Annotated in this window: 9 protein-coding genes; 8 read left to right on the top strand and 1 reads right to left on the bottom strand. The window is 41.2% G+C overall.

All coding sequences use genetic code 11. The features are described from left to right. The first annotated feature begins 83 nt into the window (after window positions 1-83). From lon to BLS32_RS17675, 4 genes are all read left to right on the top strand, one after another. The gene (lon, locus tag BLS32_RS17690; protein ID WP_091399255.1) at window positions 84-2,534 is read left to right on the top strand and encodes an endopeptidase La; all 2,451 of its coding nucleotides are present in this window, start codon (window positions 84-86) and stop codon (window positions 2,532-2,534) included. An 87-nt stretch (window positions 2,535-2,621) separates the two neighbouring features. Beyond that, window positions 2,622-3,650, top strand: coding sequence for a type IX secretion system protein PorQ (gene porQ / locus BLS32_RS17685; RefSeq protein ID WP_091399253.1), 1,029 nt, complete (start codon window positions 2,622-2,624; stop codon window positions 3,648-3,650). An 11-nt stretch (window positions 3,651-3,661) separates the two neighbouring features. Continuing rightward, the gene (gene cmk, locus BLS32_RS17680; protein ID WP_091399250.1) at window positions 3,662-4,354 is read left to right on the top strand and encodes a (d)CMP kinase; all 693 of its coding nucleotides are present in this window, start codon (window positions 3,662-3,664) and stop codon (window positions 4,352-4,354) included. A gap of 69 nt (window positions 4,355-4,423) precedes the next feature. Further along, the gene (locus BLS32_RS17675) at window positions 4,424-5,680 is read left to right on the top strand and encodes a nucleoside permease (RefSeq protein WP_091399248.1); all 1,257 of its coding nucleotides are present in this window, start codon (window positions 4,424-4,426) and stop codon (window positions 5,678-5,680) included. Window positions 5,681-5,728: 48 nt separating this feature from the next. On the opposite strand, the gene BLS32_RS17670 is transcribed toward BLS32_RS17675, so the two are convergent. Beyond that, on the bottom strand, window positions 5,729-8,983 hold the full coding sequence (locus tag BLS32_RS17670; protein WP_139171809.1) for a T9SS type B sorting domain-containing protein: 3,255 nt from the start codon (window positions 8,981-8,983) through the stop codon (window positions 5,729-5,731). A gap of 273 nt (window positions 8,984-9,256) precedes the next feature. Here BLS32_RS17670 and rpsA point away from each other — a divergent pair, with 273 nt between their 5' ends. The 4 genes from rpsA to BLS32_RS18735 all read left to right on the top strand — a co-directional run bounded on the left by rpsA (window position 9,257) and on the right by BLS32_RS18735 (window position 16,343). After that, entirely contained in the window at window positions 9,257-11,038 is a 1,782-nt protein-coding gene (rpsA, locus tag BLS32_RS17665) for a 30S ribosomal protein S1 (protein WP_091399242.1), read from the top strand. 147 nt (window positions 11,039-11,185) lie between these two features. After that, on the top strand, window positions 11,186-11,320 hold the full coding sequence (locus BLS32_RS18780; protein ID WP_255314675.1) for a hypothetical protein: 135 nt from the start codon (window positions 11,186-11,188) through the stop codon (window positions 11,318-11,320). A 345-nt stretch (window positions 11,321-11,665) separates the two neighbouring features. After that, window positions 11,666-12,544 carry a hypothetical protein gene (locus tag BLS32_RS17660; protein ID WP_139171808.1) on the top strand — a complete coding sequence of 293 codons (879 nt, stop codon included), beginning with the start codon at window positions 11,666-11,668 and terminating at the stop codon, window positions 12,542-12,544. A gap of 49 nt (window positions 12,545-12,593) precedes the next feature. After that, on the top strand, window positions 12,594-16,343 hold the full coding sequence (locus BLS32_RS18735) for a DUF7619 domain-containing protein (protein WP_245699507.1): 3,750 nt from the start codon (window positions 12,594-12,596) through the stop codon (window positions 16,341-16,343). Window positions 16,344-16,446: the final 103 nt, after the last annotated feature.

Raw genomic sequence — 16,446 nt, 5'->3', positions numbered from 1 at the left:
TTTTAAAGCAATCGAAAGCTTACATGTGTTATATTTGTTCATCCAATTACAAACTTAAATGTCATTTTGACCATATTTCAGATATGCCAAATCTAAAAATCCTAACTATTGACAATTTGTCACTACAAGAATTCGATTCGGAAGCAGAATTAATTCCGCTTTTAACGCCCGAGGACGAAGAAGAAATGAACAATGAAGAATTGCCCGCTTCATTACCGATACTGCCACTTAGAAATACCGTGTTGTTTCCCGGAGTGGTCATCCCGATTTCCGCCGGAAGGGACAAATCAATCAAACTCATTAACGATGCGAATGCCGGAGATAAAATCATCGGTGTTGTGGCGCAGCAAAATGAGGAAGATGAAGATCCGACGAAAAACGACATTCACAGAATAGGAACTGTTGCCCGGATCTTGCGCGTATTAAAAATGCCTGACGGGAACATTACCGTAATCCTTCAAGGTAAAAAACGTTTTGAAATTGATTCTGTAATTGAAGAAGTTCCGTATTTGAGGGCCAGTATCAAAGAAGTACAAGAGAAACGCCCTGGCAAACACGATACTGAATTTCTGGCGATTCTCGATTCGATAAAAGAGCTTGCGATCCAGATCATTAAAGAAAGCCCGAACATTCCAACCGAAGCGACCTTTGCCATTAAAAATATTGAAAGCCAGTCTTTCCTGATCAATTTCGTGTCTTCAAACATGAATCTTACGGTGAAAGAAAAACAGGATTTGTTGGCTATTAATGCGCTCAAAGAAAGGGCTTTGGAGACGCTGCGTTTTATGAATGTGGAGTTTCAGAAACTCGAGTTGAAGAATGACATTCAGTCCAAAGTGCGTTTTGATCTAGATCAGCAGCAACGCGAATATTTTCTGCACCAGCAAATGAAAACCATCCAGGAAGAACTGGGCGGCGTTTCCCAGGATCAGGAAATTGAAGAAATGCGGGTCAAAGGAAAATCCAAAAAATGGGATGATGTTGCCGCGAAGCATTTCGAAAAAGAGCTTTCAAAAATGCAGCGCATGAACCCGCAGGCACCTGATTTCGGGATTCAGAGAAATTACCTCGAACTTTTCCTTGAATTGCCGTGGAATGAATTTTCAAAAGACAATTTCGATTTGAAACGAGCGCAGAAAATTCTCGATAAAGACCATTTCGGACTCGAAGATGTGAAGAAAAGAATGATCGAACACCTCGCGGTCTTGAAATTACGCAATGATATGAAATCCCCGATTATCTGTTTAACTGGGCCTCCAGGAGTAGGTAAAACTTCGATTGGAAGATCAGTCGCCGAAGCGTTAGGCCGTGAATATGTGCGCATTTCCCTTGGCGGATTGCGCGATGAAGCGGAAATCCGCGGACACAGAAAAACATACATCGGTGCGATGCCGGGAAGAATCATCCAAAGCCTTAAAAAAGCAGGAACATCCAATCCGGTTTTTGTTTTGGATGAAATTGATAAACTGTCTGTCAGCAACCAGGGCGATCCGTCATCCGCATTGCTCGAAGTTTTGGATCCCGAGCAAAACAGCGCTTTTTATGACAATTTCCTTGAAATGGGTTACGATTTGTCGAAAGTGATGTTCATCGCAACATCCAATAATTTAGCAGCCATTCAACCGGCTTTGCGTGATAGGATGGAAATCATCAAAATGTCGGGTTATACGATCGAAGAAAAAGTAGAGATCGCACGCCAGCATTTATTCCCGAAACAATTGAAAGAACATGGACTGACTTCTAAAGATTTAACCATCGGAAAGAAACAATTCGAAAAAATCGTTGAAGGTTATACCAGGGAATCCGGAGTACGCGGCCTCGAAGCTAAAATCGCACAAGTCATCAGAAATGCTGCAAAATCTGTAGCGATGGAAGAAGAATACAACAAAAAATTGACAGATGCCGATATCGTAAAAATATTGGGTGTCCCAAGAATGGAGCGCGATAAATCTGAAAGCAATGAAGTGGCCGGAGTGGTAACAGGTTTGGCATGGACATCTGTTGGAGGCGATATTTTGTTCATCGAATCCTTGATTTCTAAAGGAAAAGGCTCGATGACAATGACCGGAAATCTCGGAACTGTGATGAAAGAATCGGCAACGATTGCGCTCGAATACATCAAAGCAAATGCCTCATTATTGGGAATTGATCCTGAAATGATTTCCAAATACAACATTCACATCCACATTCCGGAAGGTGCCACGCCAAAAGACGGACCAAGTGCTGGAATCGCAATGCTAACATCATTGGTATCTTTATTGACCCAGAAACGCGTAAAGAAAAATATCGCGATGACTGGGGAAATCACCCTTCGCGGAAAAGTACTGCCTGTGGGCGGAATAAAGGAAAAGATCCTCGCAGCCAAACGCGCCAACATCACCGAAATCATCATGTGTGCGGAAAACAAGCAGGATGTTGACGAAATCAAAGCCGAATATATTGAAGGCATGACCTTTCATTATGTCAGGGAAATGAGCCAGGTGCTCAAGTTTGCGATTACCGACGAAAAGGTCAAAAACGCAAAAACACTTTAATTGAAAACGGCTAAATTTATTAGCCGTTTTTTTTATTAAAAATAATATCTTCGCAAACGCGTTATAGTTTTCAGAAATCGCCCACACATGACCCATAAATTCCTCTGCTTTTTTATTTTTTTATTTGGCGCTGCCGCGTACAGTCAGATAGGAGGAAAGTCTGTTTACCAATTTCTGAACCTGGTGACTTCGCCAAGGCAAGCTGCTTTGGGAGGCAAAACGATTACGATTTTTGATTACGACGTGAACCAGGCGAATTTTAATCCGGCGACGATCAATCCTGAAATGGACAACCATCTTGCGATCAATTATGGCAGTTATTTCGGAGAAGTGACTTACGGAACGGCTTCCTATGCGTATACTTATGACCGGCATGTGCAGACTTTTCAGGCTGGCGTCAATTACGTGAACTATGGGCAATTTGACGGTTACGACGAAAATGGAGAAGAAACAGCGAGCTTTACCGGAAGTGAAATCGCCTTGTCTTTCGGATATGCCTACAACATTCCATATACCGGTTTCCATATCGGCGCGAGCGGAAAACTAATCTCTTCGAGCCTTGAAAGCTATCATTCTTTTGGAGGCGCTGTCGATTTAGGCGGATTGTACATTGATGAGGACAACGACATCAATTATGCGATCGTCGTCCGGAATATAGGAACACAATTTACGACTTATGCCGGAAATCCTGAGCCTTTGCCGCTTGAGATCATGGCGGGAATTTCACAGGAAGTCGAAAATGTACCGATTCGGTGGCATTTGACTCTAGAAAACCTGCAGCAATGGAAAGTGGCTTTTGCCAATCCGGCACGGGCAGAAAATAATATCGACGGCGGATCGACACCTGAAAAAGTGTCTTTTTTTAACAATGCGTTGCGCCACGTAATTGTGGGGGCCGAATTGTTTCCGAAGAAAAGCATCAATATCCGATTGGGTTACAATTTCAGAAGAGGTGAAGAATTGCGGATTGTAGACCAGCGGAATTTCAGCGGAATTTCAGCGGGGATCGGAATCAAAATGGGCTGGCTCAAATTTGATTATTCATACTCCAGATATACTGTGGCGGGAAACACAAGCCTTTTTGGGCTGACCATCAATTTCGCCGACGAATACTAAATACTTGCATTTTGAAAAAAATTACGATTGCCATTGACGGATTTTCATCCACAGGAAAAAGCACTTTAGCAAAGCAGATCGCTGCCAAGCTCGGTTATGTTTATGTTGATACCGGCGCGATGTACCGTGCAGTGACTTTTTTCGCGATGCAAAACGGTTACATCAATGCCGAATCATTAGACAAGCAAAGTCTGATCAACAGTTTGCCATTTATCAAACTGCATTTCGAATTTAATGCCGCTCTTGGCTTTGGTGAAATGTTCTTAAATGATGTGAATGTCGAATCGGAAATCAGGACGATCCAAGTTTCGGGTTTCGTAAGCAAAATCGCTGAGGTATCTGAAGTTCGTGCCAAATTGGTCGAACAGCAACAGCAAATGGGAAAAGACAAAGGCATTGTCATGGATGGACGCGACATTGGGACGGTTGTTTTTCCCTATGCCGAACTCAAAATATTCATGACTGCAAGCGCGCATACACGTGCCCAAAGGCGTTTTGACGAATTGCAGCAAAAAGGTCAGGATGTGCCTTATGAAGCAGTGCTACACAACGTTGAAGAACGCGATTATATTGATACGCACCGAGACGATTCGCCTTTGCGAAAAGCAGAAAACGCAATTGAAATCGACAATTCACAACTTACGCGTGAGCAACAATTTGAACAGGTTTTAACATTGGTAAGCAACATTGCTAAAACGTTGTAATTTTTTGTTTATCTCATATTTAATATTAGTTTTACGGGCTGTTATTTTTCAAACACCAAAACAAATATTATGAGCATAAAATTCAGATTGATTTTAATGAGCTTCCTGCAGTTTTTCGTTTGGGGCGCGTGGCTGATTACCGTTGGAAATTACTGGTTTGGGACCAAGCAATGGAGCGGTGCCGAATTTGGCGCGATCTTCGGGACGCTCGGACTTTCTTCGATCTTTATGCCGGCACTCACCGGAATTATTGCAGACAAGTTTTTAAACGCTGAAAAATTATACGGAATCCTTCATATCCTTGGCGGAATCGCCTTGGTGTATCTGCCGCAGGTTTCTGATCCGCAGACTTTTTATTATGTCATTTTTGCGGCGATGATCTGTTATATGCCGACAATCTCTTTATCAAATTCGGTAGCTTACAGCATTTTGAAGAGTCGTGATTTTGATGTGGTAAAAGTGTTTCCACCAATTCGCGTTTGGGGAACGATCGGATTTATCGTGGCGATGTGGATCACGAATTTATCCGGGAATAAAGCTTCGGCGAATATGTTTTACATTGCTGCTTTTGCGGCATTCGTACTCGGCGTTTATTCTTTTACCTTACCGAAATGCCCGCCGCAAAAACTCATTGCAGAAGATGCGTCTTTGTTTAAGAAATTGGGTCTGGATGCTTTTAAGTTGTTCGGGCAATATAAAATGGCGTTGTTCTTTATCTTTTCGATGTTCCTTGGCGGCGCATTGCAATTGACGAACATGTATGGCGATACATACTTATCAGAGTTTGCGAAAGCGCCGGAATATGCGAATTCATTCGTAGTGAAATATTCAACGATCATCATGTCGATTTCACAGATATCTGAAACCTTGTTCATTCTTGCGATTCCGTTTTTCCTGAAGCGCTTTGGAATTAAGCAAGTCATGCTGATCAGTATGCTGGCCTGGGTGCTGCGTTTTGGGTTGTTTGCTTACGGAAATCCGGCAGACGGACTTTGGATGATCATTTTATCTTGTGTCGTTTACGGAATGGCCTTCGATTTCTTTAATATTTCCGGATCCTTGTTTGTTGAAACGACGACCGATTCAAAAATTCGCTCCAGCGCACAGGGATTGTTCATGATGATGTCTAACGGATTTGGCGCTTATTTTGGCGGACGGATCAGCGGGATCGTTATCGATAAATATTTTACGCACGGAGATAATGTCCGGGACTGGCACAACATCTGGCTGGCATTTGCGGCTTATGCCTTGGTGATCGCGATTGCATTTGCGGTGTTGTTCAAGCACAAGCACGATCCGAAAGAGGTGGAGGCGATTTCACATTAATTGCAACAATTCAATAAAAAAGCCATCAGTTACATGATGGCTTTTTTATTATCGCTTCATCGCAAAATGCCCTTTGAAGATCTTGCCGTTTTCGCGGGTAACAACAAACCAATAATCATCAGAAGGAAGGTCATGGCCGTTGAGCTTGCCGTCCCAGCCGGCATCATTGGCGTGCAAAACCTTGAGCAGTTTTCCGTAGCGGTCAAAAAGCGAGGCTTCGAGCTGCGGTTCTGCTTCAATGTTTTCAATCTTCCATAAGTCGTTGTAACCGTCGTTATTCGGCGTGAAAAACCTTGGGTAATTTAGTATGGATACTTCAAATGTTTCACTCGGGCAACCATTAAGGTCTTTAATGTAAACACGGTAATTTCCCGGTTTTAGTCCGGTAAAAACATTGCTGGATTGGAAATTTATATTATCAAGCGAGTAACTGTAATTTCCTGTATCCGGCTGATCAATTGCCACTGTAATCCAATTCTGATCGTCAGTCCAATCGCTGATCTCGACACTTTTTACCGTTGCAATTTCCGAAAGGATCACATCAATATTAAAAAGCGTATTGCAGCTCACGCCATTTTGGATTTCTGTGACAAGAAGCGTATACAATCCCGAACTTGAGATCGTGATTTCAGTAACATCTATAGCGCCTGTCGACCATAGATAATGCGCATAACCTTTATCAGCATGAAGCGTTACGGAATCATTCGGACAGATGTAAAACGTTTGTGACATCTGCAATTCTGTCATTTCGTTTACGATCAGGTCGAATGCAACGATGCCATAACAATCGCTGCGGTTGTTGTATTCCACACGGGCATAAATGGTGGTGCTTTCCGATGTGAAATTATCAGGTAGCGGATTGATATCGGTTGTGGCATCGCCTGGTGAATTGTGGTAGGTAATGTTGTAAACCAACGGATTCAACAGGCCGAGAATGTCCGGATTCTGGCTGATGAGGTTAAAATCGGCTTTGCTTGTATTGTCGGGATTTTCACAACGCACGATGTTTCCGGGCATATGTATCGTACTTAGTATAGAAGGCAACAAGCCTACATCTACATCCCTGGTAGAAAAACTGCCGCAGCCGTCGTTGACTTTAAATCGGTATACGCCGGCATCAAGGTTTGTGAACAACGGATTGGTTCCGTTTGGAACAGAGAAAGGCAAGCCGTTTTTTAAGACAATTTCGTAAGTAAGCGGTGCAATGCCAACGGCGCTGACCGTTACATCTGAAAATAAGCCATTACAGGTTGTTTTATCAACGCCCTGGATTTCGAGCGCGCCGTTAAAGGTAAATGTCTGTATGGTTTCAATACAGGTATGCAACAGTCCTATATCGCCACTTTCATAACTTGTAAAATATTTGATGATTCTGAAATTACCATTATAGCCAATGTTTGGGGTAGTGCTTGTTAAAATATAGGAATTCAGGGCTGTAGGTACGGTTCCTTCCGGGTATGCAACATTTGTCTCCGGATGTCCCCAGGTATTTGTTGAGGGATTGAACTTTTGCAGGAAATAACTTTTGCTGGTCAAGTTGTCGGTATTTAAAAAAGTCAGGTCGAATGAACCGCAGTATTGCACAATGTTGTAGGTGTTGGCCGTGACATTGTATCCGTCTACCGTAATGGATTTTTGGTGAAGAACGTTGCAGCTGTTAACCACGTCGAAGCGGTAATTTCCCGGAGGCAGGTTGTTGAGTGAGAATATGGTTGGGTCAGTGGTATTGATGAAACGGGACATATCGTCATTGATCGCTGCGCCAGTATATGCCGCCGGGGCTGCGGTAAGCTTCACTGAAAGCAAGGGCGTTGACTGCCCTTTGATCCGCAAGGAGCCTTTTCCGATTTCGCAAGTCGCGGTTTGGTAAATGTCTACTTTTGTTTCCAATCCAGGGACATCAAAAACGACAGGAAAAGTTTTCCCGCATTCGTCTGTTATGGTAAGTTTATAGCGCCCTTCAGGAAGCGAAGGCATTACCAATATGCCATTTGCATTAATGAATGATGAAATGTTTAGCGGTGTTGCCAATGAATAAGTGGGTGAAACAGACAGCCATGCAGAAACAATGCGGCCATCTGCAGTAATTGTTGCCTTGCTTTTATTGGACATGCATCCTGGATAACGAACCAGCGCCACAGCAGGCGCCCGGTTTGGCGGAATCAATACAACTGATGCTGTTTCGGTATGGCCGCATGCATCTTTAATTTCAATGGTATAATTCCCAAAGGGAACCGGATGGGTGTTGTCGCCAAAAGCCACTGTTGGCGTTGTATAGTTTGTAGTGGCAGCTGGTGCGGTAAAGCCAATAGGCGCATTCAGGAAATTCAACTGATATGGGCCTTTATAGTTTGACGCCGCAGCCGTTAAAAAGTAATTTCCGCAAGCAGCAGTTGTCCCGGTCAGGGTAATCTTGATCTTTTGGTTGACAACGCTGTTCCTGAAAAAAAAGTTCGTACAATTGTCGGTAACAGTCAGTCTGTAAGAATAGATCTGGTCGTAGGCAAAAGGAATTTCCGTTTGCACGTCATTTTGCGCCGGATCGCCGCTTGTAAGGATCCGGTTAATGGCTACCGGGCTTCCGCCGCCAATGGGAAAAATTTCATACAACAGGTGTAATGGGTATGTCAGCGCCGTGCTTGCTTTTGGGTACAAGGTATTTGAAACGATGATCGAACTGCAGGTAGGCAATTCTTCTACAGGAAAAGATGCAGGCGTAATTTGTATCAGCGGAGCTACCGTAAATAAAGTGTAAGTCATTACCCAGCCCTGCCCGCAAATATCGGTAACCCGAACCTGATAAACCCCGGCAGGCAATCCGGTAAAAGTGGGAGAGGTTTGCCTTGGAATAGTCACCGGTCCCGAAATGACTTCATAAAAAGCCCCGGTTCCCGAAAATACATCAACGGTCATGGTGCCGAGATTCCCACAGGTAATATTTGTACCTGAAATGGTATATGCCAGTGGTGTGATGCGTTTGTCTATGGTAATGGTTTGTGTAGCCGATGTGCTGTTGTTGCTTTGCGTGGCCAAAATCCGGTAAGTTCCGCCGGCAAGGTGATCGAGAAATCCGACGCTTAAAACCGCAATCGGGTTGGCGCCCGGTTCTCTATAAACAGTATAGGTAATTGCCGCGCCCGGATTTGCATTTTGCGTTGCCATGGTCAAAGTGCCGTTTGCAGAACAGGTTTCATCTGTTTTTGTAACCGAAAGTGAAAACTGGGCCTGTGCAAAAGCGGCATAGAAAAGCAGGAACAGCAACTTCGCACGTTTCAAAAAAACATTGCGGTCGGCGGGGTGCAAACTTTCTATTTTAAAAAAGGCTGTCAATCAGGTGGTATTTAGATTTGAGGGCTGAAATATATAGAAAAAATATGAATCTGGTGTTAAATGTCTATAACTTACCCGATAACATCGGTAAAAGTTTTAATATGCGAAAAATATGTATTACTTTTGCGCACCTTTTGGCGGAGAAGTATTTCCATTAGGCATTGATTATTTAAACGCAAACAACTTCTGTTTCGTATCCGCGAAAGAAATTCAATTGAAGCAGAATACAAATTTTTATCAGAACATATGTCTGAATTATTAAAATCACAAGAAGAGTTTTTGAACAATTTCAACTGGCACAATTTCCAAGAAGGAATTGATGCAGTTGACGAAAGCAACCTGAAAGAATTCGAAGAATTGGTTTCAAAAACCTTCATCGCTACTGACCAGGAAGAAGTTGTAGAAGGAACTGTTGTAAGAATTACTGAAAGAGACGTGATCGTTGACATCAACGCGAAGTCTGAAGGTGTTATTTCTCTAAACGAATTCCGTTACAACCCAGCTTTGAAAGTAGGGGACAAAGTAGAAGTATTAATTGACGTTCGCGAGGACAAAACAGGTCAATTGGTATTGTCTCACAGAAAAGCACGTACGATCAAATCATGGGATCGCGTTATTTCTGCTAACGAAACAGGTGAAATCGTTAATGGTTTTGTGAAATGCAGAACTAAAGGCGGTATGATCGTTGACGTTTTCGGAATTGAAGCGTTCTTGCCAGGTTCACAAATCGATGTGAAACCGATCCGTGACTACGATGTTTACGTAAACAAAATGATGGAATTCAAAGTTGTGAAAATTAACCACGAATTTAAAAACGTTGTTGTTTCTCACAAAGCGCTTATCGAAGCGGATATTGAAGTACAGAAAAAAGAGATCATCGGACAATTGCAAAAAGGACAAGTGTTAGAAGGTGTTGTGAAAAACATCACTTCTTACGGAGTATTTATTGACCTTGGAGGTGTTGACGGATTGATTCACATTACCGACCTTTCTTGGTCAAGAATCAACCACCCAAGCGAAGTATTGGAATTAGACCAGAAATTGAATGTGGTAATCCTTGATTTCGATGATGAGAAAACAAGAATCCAACTTGGTTTAAAACAATTGAACGCGCACCCATGGGATGCTTTGAACGCTGACTTGAAAGTGGGTGACAAAGTGAAAGGTAAAGTAGTGGTAATCGCTGATTACGGTGCATTTATCGAAGTGGCTGAAGGTGTTGAAGGTTTGATCCACGTTTCTGAAATGTCTTGGTCTACGCACTTGCGTTCGGCTCAGGATTTCGTAAAAGTTGGCGATACTGTTGAAGCAGTAATCCTTACTTTAGACCGTGAAGACCGTAAAATGTCATTAGGCATTAAACAATTGTCACAAGATCCATGGACAGACATCACGTCTAAATATCCTGTAGGTTCTAAACATTCAGGTATCGTTCGCAACTTCACAAACTTCGGAATTTTCGTAGAATTGGAAGAAGGAATCGACGGTTTGATCTACATCTCTGACTTGTCTTGGACTAAGAAAATCAAACACCCGTCTGAATTCGTAAACGTTGGTGAAAAACTTGACGTTGTCGTATTGGAATTGGATGTTGACGGACGCAAATTGTCTTTAGGCCACAAACAAACGACTGCTAATCCTTGGGATCAGTATGAAGATTCTTTCGCTGTAGGAACAGTTCACACAGGAGAGATTTCTGAAATCGTTGACAAAGGCGCTACTGTAGAATTCGGAGATGATATCGTTGCTTTCATTCCAACACGTCACCTTGAAAAAGAAGACGGAAAGAAATTGAAAAAAGGCGAATCAGCTGAATTCAAAGTAATCGAATTCAACAAAGAATTCAAAAGAGTAGTTGCTTCACACACTGCAATCTTCCGTGAAGAAGAAGAGAAAAATGTGAGAAACAATAACAACGACAACAATTCATCGTCATCGACTACAAATGCACCGGCTGCAACTTTAGGAGACAACAATGATATTCTTGCCGGTTTGAAAGCCAAAATGGAGAAAAACGAGAAAAAATAATTTTTCGTTCTTTATAAAAGGAAGCCTTACAGAAATGTAGGGCTTTTTTTATTAATAAAATTTTAAGAATCTATATTTTGACTGTATTTGAGCCGTTAATTCCTTAATTACCAGATATTTTGATTCACATATTCATTATAAATCAATATGAAAAAAACATTACTTTCTCTTTTTGCTTTGTTTGTCTTTATTACAATCCACGCGCAAACCATTCCATTTCCAGAAGGGAAGCTCAAAGGTTTTCTAATGTTAGCTATGCCTACACACGGCGAATTGGCCTGAATTGAATATTTCACTAACCTTCGAGAACTTGATGTTACGATGCTGCCACATTTAAAGAAACTTACATGCGGAAATAACTACAGGCTTAGTTCGCTAAATTTGTAAGGAATGAACGAACTTGAAACTTTATATTGCGAAGCAAATAATTTCAGTGTTTTTTACATTCACGATCTTCCAAGGCTGACTTCACTCAACTTTGCAACCGGCTAATGGTCTTTGAATGCAGGAAATCCCTGTGCGGTGGTTTTAGAAAACCTTCCGGGGATTACTTCAATTAATTGCAGAAGCACAAATATTACATCGCTGCAAATCAGTGGAGTTCCTTTAGTCTCTTTGAATTGCGGTTTGAATCAGCTGACAACCCTCGATTTATCGGGAATTCCGACACTTAAAAAATTATATGCCGATAGCAATTTATTGACTTCAATAGACTTGTCACCAGTCCCAGAACTTAATGATCTAACATTGTCTACAAACTTACTTACTGCGATAGATTTTTCGGCTGTGCCCAATATAGATGCGCTTATGCTCGAACACAATCAATTGACCAATCTTGACCTTAGCAACTTATCGCAACTGCAGCAGGCTTCCCTGGCTTACAATTCCCTTGAGTACCTCTTTATGAAAAATGGAAGCTATATTCCCAGCACTTTTTCATTAAGCTACAATCCAAACCTGAAATATATTTGCTGTGACGAATCAAATCTTACTGGTTATAAAAATAAAGTGAACTCCTTGGGCTATAGCAATTGTGAAGTCAACAGCTATTGTTCTTTTAATCCCGGTGGCGCGTATTTTACACTTTCCGGGAACAACCATTACGACTATGACAGCAACGGCTGCAACATTACAGACGAACCTTTTAAATCGTTAAAATTTCGAATTTCCAGCGGAAATCAAACTACCGATTATGCAGTAGCTGATGCATCAGGAAATTATCGGATTCCGGATTCTAAAGGGAATTATATGATTGTCCCAATTGTCGAAAATCCTAATTTTTATAGCGTTTCTCCAGCATCTGTCAACATCAGTTTTCCATCTGAAATAAATATTCTGGAGCAAAATTTTTGCATCATACGTAATGGAATTCACAATGACCTGGAAGTAACAATTTTACCAACAAACGTTGCAAGGCATTTCAAACTCAAGATTTATCAAAAAATAATGATTTTTTTTAACTTCTTACAGCCTTGCAGAAATGTAAGGCTTTTTTTATTAACATAATCTTAAGATTTTGATTATTGCACTATATTTACGCTCTAAATATTTAAGAATGAGAAAATTCTACTTTGTTGTTTTAGCCTGTTTGCTTAGCCATTATGGAAATGCCCAGGTCATTCCATTTACCGATCTTGCGCTTAAAAACCTCTTGCTGCACTCCATGTGCGTAGATACAAATGATGACGGTATCCCAGATGCGACGCTAGATTTCAATAACGATAATGAAATTACAGATGACGAATCAAACCTGATAAGGAATTTATATTTGGATGGCCCGATCACTTCAATCAATGATCTATTATTTTATTTTTCGCAAATGCAAGTGCTCAGCATAAAAAACACTGCAATTAAACGCATCGATTTGGGCGACTTTAACTTATTGAGAGATGTTAAAATCAATAACAATACACAATTGGTAGCGCTGTATTTGTACAATTCCAGTATTGAAAAGCTTGATGTGTCAAACAATAATCTAAAGACTTTCAGGATCTTAACTTCGCCATATCTAACAGAAGTGAATTGTTCCAATAATGCACTCACTACATTGAACATTAAAGATCAGTCCTATTTGGCAAAATTTGATTGCAGCAACAACCAGTTGAAAACATTAACACTGAGGAACTTCAACTCACTTACTGATTTGAATTGTTCCAATAACAACCTGCTAAAAATGTTTGTGACAAAAACGAATGAAACCGAATTTGTAAACCTGGATTTTAGCAACAATACGACACTGTCATCCATTTGCTGCTTTGATTGGGATGTCGCATTATTTCAGCAAAAGGCAACACAATATGGGCTTTCCGGTATTGCGATCAACACAAATTGCAATTATGATCCGGAACCGTGTGTCGATGGGGCGATATGCTTTACCGATGATGTCTTCAAATATTATATGGTAAATTATGCAGGTTTGGATGCCAACGTTGACGGTGAAATCCAGTATACTGAGGCCGCAGCACTTACAGAAATGAACCTCGGCGGCAGGCCCAATAACATGGAAGGGCTGCAATACTTTACAGGAGTAGAAAACCTCACAATGTTCGATATCAGCAATTGCTATTCGATTGATTTAAGAACGATGAGCCAGCTCAAAACATTAAAGGTTGAAAACAATATTGTAAACGATCTCAACATTAATAATTTAACAAATCTACAGACGATTGAAATCAATGGAACAAGCAATTTTAGCTATTTATATTCCGATGGGCTCACGTCGCTCACTTCGATCCGCTGCAGGAACAACAGAATTTTAAGGCTTTTTTCTTTTCCAGGCGCGGTAAACCTTTTAACAGTCGAATGCAGCGGCAATCCTTTCCTTCAACGTATAAACCTTCCCGACGCAACAGGTCTTACTTCATTGAAAGCGGGTGGGAATATTTTAACAACGATTACGCTTGGGGCAACAACATCATTAAAAGAGCTGGATTTTAATTCGAACAAGATGACAGCATTTAATTTTGCACCTTATACGCAATTGAACAACCTGAACTGTGCTTCCAATTTGTTCTCAACAATCAATTTCACCGGGCTCGACCAGGTTGAAACCATCAATTGTGCGGACAATAAAGTCGGGCTCATTGACGCTTCTGTATTACCTAACCTGAAAAACCTATATTGTTCGAACAACCAGATCCTGTCAGACATTTTTCTGAAGAATAACAATCCAAATGCGGATTTGCTGACATTCGAAATGAATAATAATTACATGCTGAAGCACATTTGTGCAGATCCCGCAGATTTTCCCGTGATCCAGGCCAGCATCGATGATACAAGGATAAACGGGATTGCCATCGATGGAAATTGCAACTGTACCGGCACCTGTACAGATCATATTGTGTACATTCCCGATGCTGCTCTGAAAGCAAAATTAGTTGCTGCAAATTCGGATAATTTGACTGCGCATATTATCGGGGGCACGAGTTATGGAAAAATCGACACCAACGGAGATGGCGAAATCCAGCTTTCAGAAGCCATTCGTGTAGGAACGATGTATGTAAATGATTCCCATATAATCTCGATGGAAGGAATCAATAGCTTTGTTAACCTGAGCTTGCTTCAATGCCGCGGCAATACTATCAATGCACTTGATGTAACGAATTTGTACCAGTTGGGAAACCTAACTTGCAGCATCAACCAAATGGCGTCTTTGAATATCAGTGGATTATATCGCCTGAATTCCATTGATTGTGGTGTAAATCGGCTAACCGGAACATTGGACCTAAGCAATTTTGAAGACCTGTCTGATGTATGGATAAGCGGAAACCAAATAACAACCTTGTTGATGAAAAACGGCAGTATAGAAGACCGGTTTTACTTTGAAAGCGTGCCAACGCTCCGTTACATTTGTGTGGATGAAGGCCAGGCAGATGCAGTCGCAGCGCAAGCGCTCGTAAATGGATATGCTTCCTGTGTAGTCAATTCGTATTGTTCGTTTACTCCAGGCGGAAAATACTACACAATCAGCGGAAACAGCAAATATGATCTTGACAATAACGGCTGTACAGATGCTGATTTGCCGTTCGACCACATGAAAATCAACTTTAATAATGGCACAACAACAAGTACGCTCATTGCAAATGCTTCGGGAGAGTACCAATACCATCTTAAGGAAGGCAATTATACGATAAATCCTGTTGCAGAAAGGCCTGATTATTTTAATGTATCGCCAACAAACGTTTCATTGCTTTTTCCTGAAATGGGCAGCCCGGTTCTGCAGGATTTCTGCATTACAGCCAATGGACAGCATCCAGATCTTGATATCACGCTGGTGCCGGTTTCTAATGGAATGGCCGGGTTTGTTGCCACGTACAAACTTGTTTACAAAAACAAAGGAACAAACACGCAATCAGGCACTATTGTCCTGAATTACCAAAATGAAATTACCGATTTTGTAAGTGCTGATCCGGCAATAAGCACATTGGGTTCGGGAAGCATTTCATGGGATTTTGCCAACTTGAAACCTTTTGAAACACGAAGCATCCTTGTCAAAATCAGGATTCATGCTCCAACAGACCCTATGCCGGTTACTGCAGGAACAATTATAGAATATGCTGCAACAATTGCATCGGCAATGGCCGACGAAACGCCACTCGACAATACATTTCAATTTCGCCAGACAGCGGTAAATTCGTTTGATCCAAATGACAAGACCTGTCTGGAAGGCACGAAAATTTCGCCTGATATGGCTGGAAAGTATGTGCATTATCTTATTCGCTTTGAAAATACCGGAACTGCAAATGCACAAAATATCGTAGTGAAAGACCTGATCGATACCGAGAAATTTGATATCAATTCCCTAATTTCAAATGATGGAAGCCATCCGTTTGTCACCAAAATTTCAAATGGAAACAAAGTCGAATTCATTTTCGAAAACATCAACCTGCCATTCGACGATGCAAACAACGACGGTTATGTGTTGTTTAAAATCAAAACAAATCCAATACTCACTGTAGATGATTCTTTCAGCAACTCGGCCAGCATTTATTTCGATTACAATTTCCCGATCGTGACCAATACGGCAACGACAACCATTGCAGCTTTAGCGGTTTCCGATTTTAAATTTGATGATTACTTTACTTTGTTTCCAAATCCTGCAGGCGATGTTTTGAACATCCAATCTAAAAAGCAAACGGTCATTTCATCTGTGAGCATTTACAATGCTTTAGGGCAATTGGTTTTGGTAAACACCAACTTTCAGCAATCTAAAACGATCGATGTCTCGGCTTTAAAAACCGGGAATTACATTATTAAAATCAATTCGGATCAAGGCACTTCAAATGCAAAATTCATCAAGAAATAACAAAAATCGATACTTTTTAAGCCTTGCAGACATGTAAGGTCTTTTTCATTAAGAAAATTTTAAGAATTACTTCGTTTTTACATATATTTACCAAAAACAGTTA

Source organism: Flavobacterium noncentrifugens, from assembly GCF_900100375.1.
Taxonomy (GTDB): domain Bacteria; phylum Bacteroidota; class Bacteroidia; order Flavobacteriales; family Flavobacteriaceae; genus Flavobacterium; species Flavobacterium noncentrifugens.
This window is presented reverse-complemented; position numbering and strand designations above follow the sequence as displayed.

Coding starts and splice junctions, on each gene's coding strand:
- rpsA (WP_091399242.1), top strand. CDS start 9,257: ATGTCTGAATTATTAAAATCACAAGAAGAGTTTTTGAACAATTTCAAC.
- lon (WP_091399255.1), top strand. CDS start 84: ATGCCAAATCTAAAAATCCTAACTATTGACAATTTGTCACTACAAGAA.
- BLS32_RS18735 (WP_245699507.1), top strand. CDS start 12,594: ATGAGAAAATTCTACTTTGTTGTTTTAGCCTGTTTGCTTAGCCATTAT.
- porQ (WP_091399253.1), top strand. CDS start 2,622: ATGACCCATAAATTCCTCTGCTTTTTTATTTTTTTATTTGGCGCTGCC.
- BLS32_RS17675 (WP_091399248.1), top strand. CDS start 4,424: ATGAGCATAAAATTCAGATTGATTTTAATGAGCTTCCTGCAGTTTTTC.
- BLS32_RS18780 (WP_255314675.1), top strand. CDS start 11,186: ATGAAAAAAACATTACTTTCTCTTTTTGCTTTGTTTGTCTTTATTACA.